This window comes from Siphonobacter sp. SORGH_AS_0500 (assembly GCF_031453245.1).
Taxonomy (GTDB): Bacteria; Bacteroidota; Bacteroidia; order Cytophagales; family Spirosomataceae; genus Siphonobacter.
This window is the reverse complement of record NZ_JAVIYT010000001.1, coordinates 608337-623115: the sequence shown is the minus strand read 5'-3', so window position 1 is coordinate 623115 and position 14779 is coordinate 608337. Positions and strand designations below refer to the sequence as shown.

Here is a 14779-nt window from a genome sequence, read left to right as displayed (position 1 = left end):
CCCAAGCCCCGTACCCTGAACCTATGCCTTTCCTTCCATTATTTCCCCTGAATCTGGTCGCTTTTCCGGGCGAAGCGTTAAATCTGCACATTTTTGAGCCAAGATATATTCAGCTCATTAGCGAATGCCTCGCTTCGAATCAGCCCTTCGGAATTCCGGTTTATCTGCCGAATCATGTGATGCATTATGGCACTTCAATCCAAATCGTTCAACTGGTAAAGCAATACGACGATGGCCGGATGGACATTCAAACGCAGGGACTTGACGTTTTCAGAATTACTACGTTTCAAAATCCGGTTCAGGACAAACTGTACGCAGGCGGCGAAGTTGAGTTTTTGCAGGCCATACCCAACCACGTTATCCTTCCCGGCCTAGTTGAACGCCTGAGAGAATTATACCATCACCTGCAACTTTCCTTTGAGTTCGATCAGCTTCCGCTCAATTTTTCTTTTCAGATTGGTCACAAAATCGGATTGTCCATTGCCGAAGAATACCAGCTTATTCAAATACCTTCGGAAGTAGCCCGTCAGGAATTCATTCTTCGGCATTTAAACCGTATTATGCCGATTATGGACGAACTGGAACGAACCAAAGAACGCATCCGGCTGAACGGCCATTTTAAAAATTTTGATCCGCTTAATTTCTAGTATCTTCCTGATTTTGAGGTTGCTCTTCGTTAGCCAGAGCTTTTTCTACTTTGTCTTTTCGTTTTCGCAAACTGTCTAGTTTGGGTAACCGGGTCGTTGGTTTTAATTCCCGGCTGTATTCTGGGTCTCCCAGCAGAAAACCGTAAGGTTTCAGCCCGTCTACGTGATCACAAATGACCTTCATAATAGCCGTTACCGGCAAGGCTAACACCAGTCCTGAAATTCCCCATAACTGCCCCCCCATAATCAATACGACCATCGCTGCCAGCGGATTAACGCTTACCTTCGAACCGACTACGTTGGGTGTAATGAAGTTCCCTTCCAGAATTTGCACGAAGCTAAAGACCCCAATAACGCCAACGGCATACATGGGAGAATCCTTGGTGACCAGGGCATAAATGGTGGGTAGTAATGAGCCTACCAAAATGCCGATATACGGAATTAATAATAGCACCGCTGCTAACGTTCCAAAGAACCAGGCGTAGTCAATGCCGAGAATTAATAACCCAGCCGTATTCAATCCTGCTACGATGCCAATTACCAGTACCAAACCCGTTAGATAGCCCTGCACCACCACATAAATTTTTCCCAGGACATCATCCAGACGATGGCGACGGGTTTTGGAAAAAAGTTTATAGAGAAAGCTTCGGAAGAAATCGCGGTATAAAAGAATAAAGAAAACGAAAATGGGAACGAGTGATAAATCAGCCAGGGTTGAAGTCGTTGAAGATAGAAACGTACCGATGTAGCTTCCGCTGTTGTGCAAGACGTCATTCGTAATCCGTTTGATTTCGTTATTCTGACGCGTTTTATCCAGTCCAAACTGATCGTCAGCCATGCGTTGAGCCCGATCAATCACCGCATTCATTTTATCCTGAAACTTGGGAAAATCGTCTGTAAAATTAGCCATCTGCATGGAAACCAGCCAGACGATTCCGGCCAGTACACCGATCAGTACCACTAGACAAACGAAAATGGCCGCGACCCGTGGCAGTTTCCAGCTTTCCAGCTTACGGCATAAGGGAAAGAGTAACATCGCCAGTAGCAGCGAATACAGCATCAGCGTAACGATGCCTTGCAGGGCGTATAACCCGTAGATAATCAGTAAGACGCAAATCAAACTAGCGGCTAATCGAATCGGATAAGGGAAAGTAGATTCTGAATTCATAGTACATTCGTACTTCAAAAGGTTGAACTCTTATTTTAGGTATGCTTACAAAATTGTTTTTGTTTCTTTTTGGGTTAAAAACGAGTCTTTGCTCCTGCCAGTCCGACCGCCATCGCCATGGATTCTCGCGAGCCAAACGACAGTATCGCATCGAGCAGGTAGGCCATATGCCAGCCGTGGCTAATGAAAATTCCGGTCTGGCAACGGCTTCGGGTAAACCCACATTCTGGACGCATAATGATTCTGGCGGAAAACCTGAACTCTATGAGGTAGATTCGGTAGGTAATTTACTCTACACCTGGGCTCTACCCGATCTTCAGAACAAAGACTGGGAGGAACTGAGTCGTGACCCACAGGGAAACATTTACATCGGTGATACGGGTAATAATACCAACACGCGTAAGGATTTATGCATTTATAAAGTCTCCGATTCTCATTCCTCAACTAAAGCTGAAAAAATCACATACCATTACCCTGACCAAAAGGATTTTCCGCCGCAGAAGTCCGAAAAAAACTTTGACTGCGAAGCTTTTTTCTTTGCCAACGACAGCTTGTACCTCTTTTCCAAAAACTGGGGAAAACCTACCGCCAAACTTTATACCCTACCCGCCCGGGCGGGTGATTATACGGCAATACTCAAAGACAGCATTCGACTGAATGGAATGATTACGGCCGCCGATATTAGTCCCGACCAGCAAACGTTCGCAGTGCTTACCTACGGAAAAGTATTTTTCTTTGCGATTGAAGAGAAAAAAATTGATTTTAAACATCCACTTTCGTGTCTAAAAATTGGACGTGGTCAGGTAGAAGCACTGGTTTTCGTAACCAATCATGATTTATTAGTTACGAATGAAAAAGGTAAAATCTACAAAATAACCCGACGCTAAGGAACCTATTCATGCGTTTTAGAATAGTCTAATAGATTTCAAAAGTTATTGATTGCTACACTTGTATAAACGAGCTTTACATGTTACCCCGCGACTTTCTGGAAACTTTGCATAAGATTCACTCTACTACGGATTCGTTTCCGCCTACGTCAGCGGTAGCCCGTTTAGTTACCCGCCTGATTCTGCTACTGTTTCCCGAACAAACCAAGATTCATTATCACTCAGTCGATAAACTGGGAGAAGCTTTCATCCGCCTGGAAAGGGATTTAACGGATATGCTTCAATCCATGCACAGTCATTTGCCTGATTCTCCGTCGAATGTGTCAGCTCAGTTTATCGAGAAGATTCCAGAAATTTATCATTTGCTCCGCACCGATGTTTCAGCAATTCTTTCAGGAGATCCGGCTGCCACGAGCGAATACGAAATCGTACGGGCCTATCCCGGCTTCTATGCGGTTGCTTTTTATCGCATTGCTCATGCGTTTTATGATCTGAATATTCCGCTGTTACCTCGGGTATTAACGGAATTTGCCCACTCCCGCACGGGTATCGACATTCACCCTTCCGCCGAAATTGACGAATATCTTTTCATCGACCACGGCACCGGCATTGTGATTGGAGAAACGACCGTAATCGGCAGAAATGTAAAGTTATATCAGGGCGTTACCCTTGGAGCGTTAAGCGTAAGTAAAGAACTGGCTTCCCAAAAACGCCATCCAACGGTTGAAAACGACGTAGTTATCTATTCCGGTGCGACAATTCTGGGCGGCGAAACCGTGATTGGCCATCATAGCATTGTGGGAGGTAATGTCTGGTTAACCCATAGCATTAAACCTTACACGAAGATTTACCATCAGGAACAGGTATTAATCAAGGGCTAAAACATTTCTACCTATTTTTTGCTTCAATCTTGTGAAATTCAAGGTTGAAGCTTTTTTTATACATTATATTTTTATTTCCAATTGTAAATAATTTACATTTGTAAACAAATCATCATTCAGCCTTCCTCTGTAGTACTTATGACACTCGAACGAATCCGTGCTTTTTTTCGTCTGGAAGGTGACCGTGCCATCTGGAACATTGTATTTGCCCTGCTGGCCATTGGTACTATCGTCGTTTTTTCCGCCCGGGGAACCTATGCGTTTCAACACCTTCCCGGTCGAGAGTCATTCTTATTCAAACATTTAGGGAGTTTAACCCTTTGTTTGGGAATCATTCTGGTTTGCCATCGCCTCCCCTTTGGTATGTATTCCGGCCTTTCCAGATTTTTGCTGTATCTCTCCGTTCTGTTGTTAATTCTGGTGCAATTCTGGGGCATTGAAAGTGGGGGAGCCAAGCGGGCTTTGCCTATTCCGTTTTTTTCGGGTTTCATGCCTTCCGATTTAGCCAAATTCGCTCTAATTGCGAATCTGGCTTCCATGCTAGCCAAGCGTTTAAAGGCAAATTATCGGGACCCACTGGTGTTCGTCCCCCCCATTTTCTGGAGCGGATTCCTAAGTTTTTTACTGGCCCTGAACTCCGGTAGTGCGGCCTTGTTATTAATGGCTCCCTGCTGGTTATTAATGTTCATTGGCCAAGTACCCCTTCGTTACCTATTTTACCTCACCCTAGCTGGAGCGATTGCCCTTGGTGTCGCGTATGCGTTGGGTTCCCGAGGAACAACCTGGGAAGGCCGTTTTAGTCGTCCGACCAACGTGGTGTCTCAAATGATTCAGAAAATCAGGCCTCCCGAGCGTCTGACTCCCGAAGATCGTCGCATTGATTCGCAGGAAGAATACAGTCTGGTTGCTGTGGCTTCTGGCGGCTGGGTAGGTCGTGGCCTCGGTAACAGTCTTCAGAGAAACTTTATGACGCAGGCTTATTCGGATTTTGCTTATGCCATTCTGATTGAAGAATGGGGCTTTCTGGGCGGCGTTTTCACGCTAATACTTTATCTGTTTTTACTGTATCGCAGCGTTCGATACGTGGCATTCCGAAAGCTGAAAAAAGCAGAGATTGAAAGTGGCCAGGCCTTTGGTTATTTTCTGGCGGCGGGTCTTGCCTTCAGTTTGGTCATACAGGCGTTGGTACACATGGCCGTATCCGTCCAGCTCATTCCGGTAACGGGTCAAAACCTTCCACTGATTAGTTGGGGTGGCTCTTCGCTCCTCTTTACGGGTATCTCCATCGGAGCTATTTTAAGCGTTAGTCGGGAAGCGGCAGAAGCGAATTCAGCAAAAGTCATTGGAAAAGAAGCTCTTGCCGCTTAATTCCTATTGACTTATCAGGCGTCACGTTGTTTTTTTGTGAGAATTTTACTGAGGCTGAACGATTATCTATTATCAATAAGTCTTTTTTTAGTAATTATTAGCAGTTAAACGACGTGTCAAAACGCATCATCATCAGTGGAGGTGGAACAGGCGGGCATATTTTCCCGGCCATTGCTATTGCCAACGCTTTAAAGGAGAATGATCCCTCGACAGAAATTCTTTTTGTCGGAGCGAATGGCCGCATGGAAATGGAAAAAGTGCCGCAGGCAGGTTACCAGATTGTGGGGTTGGATATTGCGGGAATCAATCGTTCAAATCCGATTGCTAACCTTGGTTTTCCACTGAAATTAGCGAAAAGCCTTCTGGCTGCACGTCAGATTATCCGGGATTTCAAGCCTAATGCTGCCGTTGGGGTCGGCGGTTATGCCAGTGGTCCTTTACTGCTAGCCGCCAGTATGGCTGGTATCCCTTACCTGATTCAGGAGCAAAATTCATACGCAGGGATTACCAATAAATTTCTGGCCAAAAAAGCCAGTAAAATCTGTGTAGCCTACCCTTCGATGCAATCGTTTTTCCAGGCTGACAAACTGGTTATGACGGGAAATCCGGTACGAAGCGATATTGGTAGTATTTCTTCAGACGATCCGAAGGTTTGGGAGTATTTTGCAGGCCTCTCTCCACAGGTTCCTACGTTATTAATCATTGGCGGCAGCCAGGGAGCCCGTACGATCAATGAGAGCATTGATGCCGGGCTGGAGCAATTACTCGCGGCGGGGTATCAAATTATCTGGCAAACCGGCAAGTTATATATCGACCAGGCCCGACAACGGGTCAAGTCTATCGGTTCAAACCGTATCTGGGTTTCTGATTTTATCAACCAGATGCCTTACGCTTATGCTGCTTCGAGTGTAGTCATTTCACGAGCAGGGGCGTTATCTATTTCAGAGTTATGTCTGGTAGGAAAACCAGCCATCTTTGTTCCCTTACCAACTGCCGCTGAAGATCATCAAACCCAAAATGCTCTAGCTCTGGTTCGGGAAAATGCGGGTCTTCTGGTGAAAGACTCCGAAGCTCGTCAAACCCTGATTCCCACAACGCTGGAGCTCGTAAAGAATCCCGAAAAACTTCAGATCATGAGCCACCGCATTAAAACGCTCGCTAAACCGCAGGCTGCCAGGCAAATCGCACAGGAAGTTTTGAAGTTAATTTCTCAATAAATCCTATTACCTATCTGTTAATCAGTACTTTGAGTTTTTTTTTAAATTAGTGTAAACAAAAACTAAATCTCAGAGTCTCTTTTAAAGGTTATTTCAGTTCATTACATGACCCAGTCTAAGCCGATTCGCTCGTATAAGTCTATTTACTTCCTCGGTATTGGAGGAATTGGAATGAGTGCCATCTCCCGGTGGTTCCATGTAAATGGCTACCAGGTAGCGGGTTACGATAAAACAGCGACCCGACTTACGGCCACTTTAGAGCAGGAAGGCATTGCCATTCATTTTACGGACGACGTTTCGCAAATTGACGATACCTATAAAAATTCAGAAGATACGCTGGTAGTATTAACGCCCGCTATTCCTAAGGATCATACCGAGTGGGCCTATTTCCGCGAACATGGATTTACCATTCTGAAGCGTTCGCAGGTACTGGGTTTATTAACCGAAGAAATGTTTCTGATTGCCGTAGCGGGAACGCACGGAAAAACGACCACTTCTTCTATGGTTGCTCATATTCTGAAGCATAGCGGACGAAATGTAGCAGCTTTTTTAGGCGGAATAACCCAGAATTACCATACTAATTTTTTACTGAACGACCCCACTGAACACTTACGTGACGTTTTGTGCGTGGTGGAGGCAGATGAGTTTGATCGTAGTTTTTTAACACTCCATCCCGATCTGGCAATCGTTACCTCAACGGATGCGGATCACCTGGATATTTACGGCTCCGGCGAAGAAGTGTTAAAGTCTTTTGGTGATTTTGTAAGTCAGATTAAGCCCGAAGGGACTTTATTTTTAAGAAATGGTTTGTCGTTGAGCAATCAAACCAGGGCTCAGATTCGTACATACAGTTTCGAAGCCGGAGCCTTTCACGTTGAAAACTGTCGAATTGCTGACAATCGGTTCAAGTTTTCAATTGTTTATCCAGAAGGAATTTGTGAAGACATTGCCCTGCTGGTGCCTGGTTTTCATAATGCCGAAAACGCAGTAGCGGCTTTTGCCGTTTGTTTAAAAGCTGGGCTTTCGCCCGAAGAAATTCGGGAGGGTATTAATTCGTACCGGGGCGTAAAGCGAAGATTTGAATATCATTTACAACATCCTGAAGCCATTTATATTGACGATTATGCCCACCACCCTACGGAAGTGGAAGCATTTCTGAAATCAGTAAAGGCATTATATCCGGGGAAAAACGTGACTGCCATTTTCCAGCCACACCTATTTACTCGTACCCGGGATTTTCAGGAAGGTTTTGCCGAATCGTTATCGCTGGCAGACCGGGTTATATTGCTCGATATTTATCCAGCCCGGGAGTTACCCATTCCTGGAATTACCTCGGAAATTATCTTTGAAAAGATCACCAGTGCTGAAAAAATTCGTTGTCAGAAAGACAATGTTTTAGAGGTACTGAAGACTATTCCGATTGAAATTCTGGTAACGATTGGAGCGGGAGATATAGATACCCTGATTGACCCCATACGATTCTATCTGGAAGGTCAGATTGCCGGGAAATGATCTATTTCTCATTGAAATAAAGGTCAGCAAACGCCCGAAAGGGCCTAATCGCTGCACCGCACGATAAATTTTGAAAATCAGGCCCTAAGGACTTGGAGAAGTTTTCTATCTTTCGGTTAAGAAACTGGGTGAAGGCCGTTTTGGGAATCATAGTTATGGTTCTTCTGGTGATTTTCGCCGAAAAATGGTATGCTTCCCAATCCTGTAAAAAGGTTAGTATTGTGTTCAATGATGAGCAGAAGCAATTGCCTTTGTTAGCACAGCAGGATATACGTAATTTATTATCAGAGTCAGGCAAAAAGCCGCTGGAAGGAAGACCGTTCGATCAGATTGATCTGAACTTTCTGGAAAATCGGGTAGAATCTAGTCCTTTGGTAAAAGACTGCCAGATTTCCCGAAACCTGCGGGGTTGGCTAGAAGTACGCGTAGAAACGCATCGGCCCGTTGCCCGCTTGGTTCAGCCTGATTTACCGGACAACGGCTTAGATAAGTATTTGAACGAAGAAGGTCGTTTTATGCCTTTGTCGGAGCGATATACAGCTCGTGTGTTATTAATTTCGGGTCCTTATTTTGATCGTAAGAATCATTTACAGGCTCCTCAGGACACGGCTCTGCTGAATCTGGTCAGAGCCATTGATCAGGATTCTCTGTGGAAAGCCCAGATTGAATGGGTGGAGGTAGACCAAAAGGGTGAAATTACGATGTGGCCGCAAGTGGGTGATACGCCCATTGAATTTGGCTCAGCAAGTTCGAGAGACATTAAATTCCAGAAGATAAATTTATTCTTCCGGAATATTTTACCCTTACGGGGCTGGAATAGCTTTTCCAGAGTAAGCGTAAAATATAAAAATCAGGTAGTCTGCACGCGGGCAACAGCAGACAGCCTCGCAATAGCCACCCCTTAGAAGGCTTTGCTAATATTTGCTAGTAGTAAATTTATTTTGACTAATTTTAGAAAGCTTTTTTACTTTAGTGGGCTGTCTTTTAGGCAACTATTTTCTTATTTCTGAGTAATAAGGAAAGCTTTCTACTAGTCAATGCCCGATTTTTTTTATTACTTTAAACTATAATCGGATTTACATCCTTTTATGGATACCAATAATAGTTAGGCTAAGTTGATGAATACTATCACCAATCAACCCTAAAGCTGTGCCGTATGGAGAAAAAGATTGTTTGCGGGATTGATGTAGGAACGACAAAAGTCTGCGTGGTGATCGGTCAGAAAGATCACGACGACAAGCTGGACGTGCGTGGCGTAAGTCGGGTTGAATTCAAGGACAAGAAATTCAAAAATCTTGTCACGAAAGGAGCTATCCTTAACCCTGATTTTGTCAGTAAGTTTATAAAGAAAGCATTAGCCGAGGCTATTGAGCAGGCTGGTGTTACTCCCAATCAATATTTCATCAGTGTAGCCAGTCATCAGGTTACCTGTATACCTAAAGTCAGCGATATTTCCCGCGATTACGTATCGGAGGGAGATGAGGTTCGTCATGACGATTTACAGCGTTTACTGGGTAGTGTAGGCCGTACTAAAATTGATGGATCGGCCATTCTCCACGTACTACCTCAGGAATACAGCGTTGACGGAGATTCGGAAGAACATTATCACATTGTTGGGGTAACGGGAACGCACCTGCGGGGTAAATTTCAGGTGATTACCATGCCCTTAAAACCCCTCAGTACCTTACTGAAAAGTTTGGACTGGGCGGGCTTACACGTTCCTCCTAAAAACGTTTACCTGTCTTCTCTGGCCTCTACTATGGCCGTTCTGAGCGATGAGGAAAAAGAGCACGGAGCCGTTCTGGTGGACATTGGAGCCGGTAAAACCGACGTAGTTATTGTTCAAGGCGAACTTGTTCGTTACGTAGCTTCATTCCCCGTTGGTGGTAAATCCATCACTAAGGATATTGAAGTGGGTTGTGACGTTTCAGAAAACGTAGCGGAAGATCTGAAGTTACGATTTGGAACAGCCACGCACAAAGAAGTTCGCATCAATGAGGTTGTTGCCGTACCGAATGTACTGGAAAGCCTTCCTCCCAAAAATGTATCTCTGAAAAACGTAGCCGTCATTATTGAGGCTCGCGTAAAAGATATTGCTACGTTCGTAGCAGCTGTGGTTCGCCACGCAGGTTACGAACGCAAAATTAAAACGGGTATAGTGTTAACGGGTGGTGGTGCACGTCTGGATAGTATTCAGGACGTATTCCGCTCAGTTACGGGTATGCACGTACAGGTAGGCCGGCCTAATCAGGGTTTCAATAAACAGAAACCGGAGGCAACCAATAACCTGTCGTATGCGACGGCTCTGGGTCTGGTTCGCTTAGGCTTCCGTTCACTGGATCCTCGTGATGAATTGTATGAATCGCTGGTGTCAGTGCCAAGTCCTGTCCAGCCTCCGGTTCAACATATTCCACATACCTATTCTACGAGCCAGCATCATAGCCCACAACCCACTAGTAACGGCACTAACAATGGAGGTGGGTACTCCAATGGGGGTGGCGGTTATTCCAATCCACCCAGACCCCAAACGCCTGAACCCGTAGCTCCTCAGGAACCCTCGAAAGAGCAGGATCAGCCAGAAAACGAGCAGGAGTGGAAATGGTGGCGTTTACGAATGGACCTGAATTCCTGGTATAAAGCCATTTTCAGAGACGAATTTGAATCAAGGGGTGGCCAGCGACCTGATAGCTGGGAACCCAAAACAGTATAATAAAAACTCAAACGGCCCATTTATAAGCCGTTTGAGTTTCTCTTTTTCCCCACCTATACTTTATACCTAAGCTTATACTCATTTTTACTATAAGTCCTCAAGCTAACTTAGTACGAAACTGAGTCTGCCTTACTCAGTTTTACGTAACCAACCTTAAAATATGCTTCTTGACCATAATTATTCCTTTAGCTCCGTTAAGCACTTTCGTTCGTACATCAAAGTTTTTGGTGTAGGCGGTGGTGGCTGTAATGCAGTCCGTCACATGTTTAACCAAAATATTGGAGACGTAGACTTCATTGTTTGTAATACTGACCGTCAGTCTCTCGACGAAAGTCCTATTGACTATAAAATTCAATTGGGTAATCAAACGGTTAACCAAAAAGGAATTGGAGCTGGTATGGATGCCGCTCAGGGTCGGGCAGCAGCAGAAGAAAGTGAAGCCGAAATTCGGAAAGTACTCGAAGATAACACCGAGATGTTATTCATTACTGCGGGTATGGGCGGAGGCACCGGTACGGGAGCCGCTCCGGTTATTGCCCGTATTGCCAATGATCTGAACATCCTGACAGTAGCCATTGTTACGGCTCCTTTTGATGATGAAGGAGAAGATAAAATTGAGCAGGCTCGCGAAGGGATTCGTGAACTGCAAAAGTATTGCGATACAGTAGTAGTGATTCTGAACGAAAAATTACTTGAGCTGTATCCTGACATGACCGTTGACGACGCCTACGCAAAAGCCGATGACGTCTTAGCCAACGCCGCTCGCTGTATCTCTGAGATCGTTACCAAGTCGGGTAAGATCAACTCCGATATGAATGACGTAAAAACGATCCTCAAAGGTGCCGGACAAGCCGTAATTGGTCTGTACAGTGCCGAAGGAGAAGATCGTGCCGTCACCTGCGTAGAAGAAGCATTAAGTTCACCTTTGCTTGATAATCGTGATATTAAAGGTGCGAAACGCATCCTGATTACCATTTCGTATAGCAAAGACAATCCGATGCGGATGATGGAGCAAAAGGCTATTACGAAGTACATTGAGGATAAAATTGGAGGAAAAGCCCGACTGCTGAAAATCAGCCCTATCCCTGATGAAAGCCTGGGTAAAGCCATGCGTTTCACCATCATTGCGGCAGGTTTTGATTTACCCGGCAACTCGGTTTATCAGCGTCCTATTGATGAACCTTTGATTCAGCAACCTGCGTCACGTCCATCGAACCCAGGTAACTCGCAGGGTAGCTCTGCCAAGCCAACTACACCCATTACCAATAGTTCACCTTCGTACGGCTACGGAAGTTACTTACAGGATAAAACGCCTCAGGCGTCTTTTAATAATCCCGTTACTGCTGGTTCAACCGAAGCCGAAAGTGAAGCCCTGACGGAAGCAGAAACCATTTTCGAGTTTCCCGAACCCACTACGCTGGAAGAAGACGTAAAGACGCTGGAAAAAGAAATCTGGCGGGAAGAAGATACTTCGGTTACGAATGCACGCATGATTCAGGAATTCATTACCAAACTGGATCACCACGATCAGGGTTGGGAAACGGATCTGGAAACGCCCGCGTACATTCGGCAAAATATCCCTCTGGCTGATCTGGCCGTTATTTTACGAGGTGAAAAAGTTAATCATTACAATCTGAACGATTAGTCATCAAAAGGCATACAAAAAAGACCCCTCAGAAAGCTTTCTGAGGGGTCTTTTTTGTATGCCTTTTATCTAACAGCTCTTATTCGAACATCAGGTAAAGTGTTACGGTATGCGTAGTCATTCGGCGGATTCCGGCGTTATAAATGGAATTACTGGGCTGAATCATATTGGCAATGCCATGCGAGAAATGTAACTCCGGCGTAAATTTGAAGTATTCGAAAAAGCGTTCCAACCCTACTCCATATTCCACAGCAAAATCGGCCGACTTCGTTGACATTTGTCCATTACCCCGATTGATATTCTGTCTTCTCCGCACGTTGGCTTCCAGCCCCGCCCGAAACCCGGCTACCGCATACATTCGTGTATTCCCCCGACGAATGGATTTATACTTTAACATAAACGGAAACTCAACCCAAGTCGATTCCCGAATGAGTTCCTGTTCCTTCCCACTAACAAACGTATAGTCAACCGGACGGCTGTAAATGGAAATCGTTAAGGGTGAAAAACGAAAATCCAGCCGGGGGCTCATGTAAACGTTCATCAGGAAACCCATTCGAAAGCCAATCGAGTTGGGTGTATTCATCGAACGGATTGAATCCTGAGGAGGGCTATTATAGGCCTCGTTATGTTTAATTTGAAAACGTGTATTCGGTACGCCAAAAAAGAAACCGTAATGCACCATTTTGTCGTCATAAAACTCCAGGTGCTTCCGCTTGTAAAGCGTATTCTGAGCGAAGGTTTTCTGAACCATTAGCGTACACCCCAGCAGAGCAATCCAGAGCGGAAGCTTCTGAGGATTGGGTACGGCTTTACTAATGTATAAAACCACAGATTGGACATCTGTTGACTTCAAAAAGTTATTCGCTTGTAGCTTACGCTTCATACGTTACTATTTCTTACCGATATAAATGGAACTGATGCCGAAGGTTAATGGAATCGCCCGGGTCTGACTAAACCCTGCCTTTTTGTAAACGGCCAGGAAATCATCGCCATCGGGAAAAGCCTGAACAGACTCGGGTAAATACGTATACGCTGAATTGTCTTTGGAAAACCAGGAGCCAATTACCGGCAGAATACGGTTGGAATAAAAACTATACAAATGCTTAAAGAAAAAACCACGGGGTTTAGAAAACTCCAGAACCACGCAGGTTCCGCCCGGTTTTAACACGCGGTTCATGTCCGTCAGGCCTTTTTCAAGATTCTCGAAATTCCGTACTCCGAATGAAACGATCACCGCATCAAAGGAATTGTCCGAGAAGGGAAGCTTTTCTGAATCGCCCTTCTGCAACTCAATGATTCCTTCAAGCCCCATCTTCTTGATCTTCTCACGGCCATGAGCCAACATTCCTTCCGAAATATCAACACCGATAATTTTTTTAGGCTTCAGAGCCAGGGCCTCCAGAGCAAAATCACCCGTTCCGGTCGCAATATCAAGAATGGTTTGAGGTTTCTCGGCTTTCAATAAGCGAATTGCTTTTTTCCGCCAGAGAATATCAATACCCATGCTCAGAAAGTGATTCAGGAAATCATAGCGGTGCGAAATGTTATCGAACATTTTGGCAACCTGTTCCTTTTTTACTGCTATTCTGTTCTTCTTTATACGGTAAGACCACGTCAGTCAAAATTTTATAGAACCTGAAAATCACAGGCTTCGGTACTAAAAGTATACGATCTATTCAACAAGAAAGTTCGACAAAGGTACGTTTTGACGGTTAATGAATACGCTTCGAAACAAAAAAACAGCGGCCCCAGAGAAGCCACTGTTTCTAGCGTTTTTAATCAGAACCTTCAGGGTTCGTGCCAATCATTCTGATTATTTGATTTCCACATCAAAATCAATATTTGCATCATCCGAACCTGGCGTAGCAGTGCCGTCTTTAGTTCCGGGTTGGTGACGCAATTGTATCTTTAGTTTTCCAGTACCAGCAGAAGACTGCGTCTGAATCGTTCCGGCTAAACCGACATTCAGGTTTTTGCTGTCTTTATCGGTAATCGTAACCGTTAATAAGCTGGAAGGTGTAGGTGTAAAAATCACCAGGTGTTCATCTTTTTTCTCCTGAATTTCTTCAGTAATATCTTCTATCGGTGATTTTGATTCATCCAGGAATCGCAGCGAATAGGTATAGGTTTTGCCCTTATCTAAACTGATGGGAGTAATAACCGGAGCATTACCACCATCACCATCGGGATCATTCCAGGTAAATACCTTTGCTGTTTCATTACCTGCCTTTAGCGTTAATTCTACAGTAGTAATCAACTCATTTTCATCGGGTTCTGGATCTTTGTTATCTTTTTTACAGGAAGATAAAGTGACCAGTGCCACTAAAGGAAGATAAAGCCAATACGTACGTTTCATGCCTTTGTCATTTTTACAGATGCTCCAGCCTTCTGGAGTTGCTTCTCAATTCTGAAGACAAATATATTCATTATTTGCAACATGGTTGCAAATAATGAGATTTAATGTTTCCTATTCTCTTTGTAAGACTTATTTCTGAGGATTTCGCAGATTATTATCATCAAAATGCTCTGCTCTGGGTTATCATCCAGACCGGGTCCATCCAGACCGGAGTTAATACATAGCCATCCCCGGGTTATCACCCGGGGCTAATACATAAGTTCACCCCCTTGGGGTTTTAAGTTTTTAGAAATAGTTAGTCCGCGTTTTCAACGCGGATTTTGGGAATAGCGTCTGCGACGCTAAAGCGTTAAAAACACTTTTTCCAGCATCCACGATTGCGTCGCGG

At 44.7% G+C, this 14779-nt stretch carries 13 protein-coding genes; 9 read left to right on the top strand and 4 right to left on the bottom strand.

The features are described from left to right. Window positions 1–23: 23 nt before the first annotated feature. Window positions 24–647: an LON peptidase substrate-binding domain-containing protein gene (locus QE357_RS02655; protein WP_309705635.1), complete on the top strand. Its 624-nt coding sequence runs from the start codon at window positions 24–26 to the stop codon at window positions 645–647. Here QE357_RS02655 and QE357_RS02650 read toward each other — a convergent pair. After that, window positions 637–1815, bottom strand: a complete 1179-nt coding sequence (locus QE357_RS02650) for an AI-2E family transporter (RefSeq protein WP_106636672.1) — start codon at window positions 1813–1815, stop codon at window positions 637–639. The two genes, QE357_RS02655 and QE357_RS02650, sit on opposite strands and share 11 nt — an antisense overlap. 41 nt (window positions 1816–1856) lie before the next feature. On the opposite strand from QE357_RS02650, the gene QE357_RS02645 reads away from it, so the two are divergent. The 8 genes from QE357_RS02645 to ftsZ all read left to right on the top strand — a co-directional run bounded on the left by QE357_RS02645 (window position 1857) and on the right by ftsZ (window position 12035). Further along, on the top strand, window positions 1857–2702 hold the full coding sequence (locus tag QE357_RS02645) for a hypothetical protein (RefSeq protein WP_309705632.1): 846 nt from the start codon (window positions 1857–1859) through the stop codon (window positions 2700–2702). 80 nt (window positions 2703–2782) lie between these two features. Continuing rightward, window positions 2783–3583 (top strand): serine O-acetyltransferase, encoded by an 801-nt coding sequence (locus tag QE357_RS02640; protein WP_106636670.1) that lies wholly within the window; start codon window positions 2783–2785, stop codon window positions 3581–3583. 138 nt (window positions 3584–3721) lie between these two features. Then, window positions 3722–4951, top strand: a complete 1230-nt coding sequence (locus QE357_RS02635) for an FtsW/RodA/SpoVE family cell cycle protein (protein WP_106636669.1) — start codon at window positions 3722–3724, stop codon at window positions 4949–4951. Window positions 4952–5064: 113 nt separating this feature from the next. Then, on the top strand, window positions 5065–6168 hold the full coding sequence (murG, locus tag QE357_RS02630; protein WP_106636668.1) for an undecaprenyldiphospho-muramoylpentapeptide beta-N-acetylglucosaminyltransferase: 1104 nt from the start codon (window positions 5065–5067) through the stop codon (window positions 6166–6168). A gap of 105 nt (window positions 6169–6273) precedes the next feature. After that, window positions 6274–7680: a UDP-N-acetylmuramate--L-alanine ligase gene (gene murC / locus QE357_RS02625; protein WP_309705625.1), complete on the top strand. Its 1407-nt coding sequence runs from the start codon at window positions 6274–6276 to the stop codon at window positions 7678–7680. A 155-nt stretch (window positions 7681–7835) separates the two neighbouring features. Beyond that, a complete protein-coding gene (locus QE357_RS02620; protein ID WP_309705623.1) occupies window positions 7836–8585 on the top strand; it encodes an FtsQ-type POTRA domain-containing protein in 750 nt (249 codons plus the stop codon). Between the two features lie 251 nt (window positions 8586–8836). Next, window positions 8837–10390 carry a cell division protein FtsA gene (gene ftsA, locus QE357_RS02615; RefSeq protein WP_106636665.1) on the top strand — a complete coding sequence of 518 codons (1554 nt, stop codon included), beginning with the start codon at window positions 8837–8839 and terminating at the stop codon, window positions 10388–10390. A 160-nt stretch (window positions 10391–10550) separates the two neighbouring features. Further along, window positions 10551–12035, top strand: coding sequence for a cell division protein FtsZ (gene ftsZ, locus QE357_RS02610; protein WP_309705618.1), 1485 nt, complete (start codon window positions 10551–10553; stop codon window positions 12033–12035). Window positions 12036–12114: 79 nt separating this feature from the next. Here the strand turns inward: ftsZ and QE357_RS02605 are convergent, their stop codons facing one another. The 3 genes from QE357_RS02605 to QE357_RS02595 all read right to left on the bottom strand — a co-directional run bounded on the left by QE357_RS02605 (window position 12115) and on the right by QE357_RS02595 (window position 14391). After that, entirely contained in the window at window positions 12115–12918 is an 804-nt protein-coding gene (locus QE357_RS02605; protein WP_232793739.1) for a porin family protein, read from the bottom strand. Window positions 12919–12924: 6 nt separating this feature from the next. Then, window positions 12925–13590: a bifunctional demethylmenaquinone methyltransferase/2-methoxy-6-polyprenyl-1,4-benzoquinol methylase UbiE gene (gene ubiE, locus QE357_RS02600; protein ID WP_106637311.1), complete on the bottom strand. Its 666-nt coding sequence runs from the start codon at window positions 13588–13590 to the stop codon at window positions 12925–12927. 258 nt (window positions 13591–13848) lie between these two features. After that, window positions 13849–14391 carry a hypothetical protein gene (locus QE357_RS02595; protein WP_106637307.1) on the bottom strand — a complete coding sequence of 181 codons (543 nt, stop codon included), beginning with the start codon at window positions 14389–14391 and terminating at the stop codon, window positions 13849–13851. Window positions 14392–14779: the final 388 nt, after the last annotated feature.

Coding starts and splice junctions, on each gene's coding strand:
- QE357_RS02655 (WP_309705635.1), top strand. CDS start 24: ATGCCTTTCCTTCCATTATTTCCCCTGAATCTGGTCGCTTTTCCGGGC.
- QE357_RS02650 (WP_106636672.1), bottom strand. CDS start 1,815: ATGAATTCAGAATCTACTTTCCCTTATCCGATTCGATTAGCCGCTAGT.
- QE357_RS02645 (WP_309705632.1), top strand. CDS start 1,857: ATGCTTACAAAATTGTTTTTGTTTCTTTTTGGGTTAAAAACGAGTCTT.
- QE357_RS02640 (WP_106636670.1), top strand. CDS start 2,783: ATGTTACCCCGCGACTTTCTGGAAACTTTGCATAAGATTCACTCTACT.
- QE357_RS02635 (WP_106636669.1), top strand. CDS start 3,722: ATGACACTCGAACGAATCCGTGCTTTTTTTCGTCTGGAAGGTGACCGT.
- murC (WP_309705625.1), top strand. CDS start 6,274: ATGACCCAGTCTAAGCCGATTCGCTCGTATAAGTCTATTTACTTCCTC.
- QE357_RS02620 (WP_309705623.1), top strand. CDS start 7,836: ATGGTTCTTCTGGTGATTTTCGCCGAAAAATGGTATGCTTCCCAATCC.
- ftsA (WP_106636665.1), top strand. CDS start 8,837: ATGGAGAAAAAGATTGTTTGCGGGATTGATGTAGGAACGACAAAAGTC.
- ftsZ (WP_309705618.1), top strand. CDS start 10,551: ATGCTTCTTGACCATAATTATTCCTTTAGCTCCGTTAAGCACTTTCGT.
- QE357_RS02605 (WP_232793739.1), bottom strand. CDS start 12,918: ATGAAGCGTAAGCTACAAGCGAATAACTTTTTGAAGTCAACAGATGTC.
- ubiE (WP_106637311.1), bottom strand. CDS start 13,590: ATGTTCGATAACATTTCGCACCGCTATGATTTCCTGAATCACTTTCTG.
- QE357_RS02595 (WP_106637307.1), bottom strand. CDS start 14,391: ATGAAACGTACGTATTGGCTTTATCTTCCTTTAGTGGCACTGGTCACT.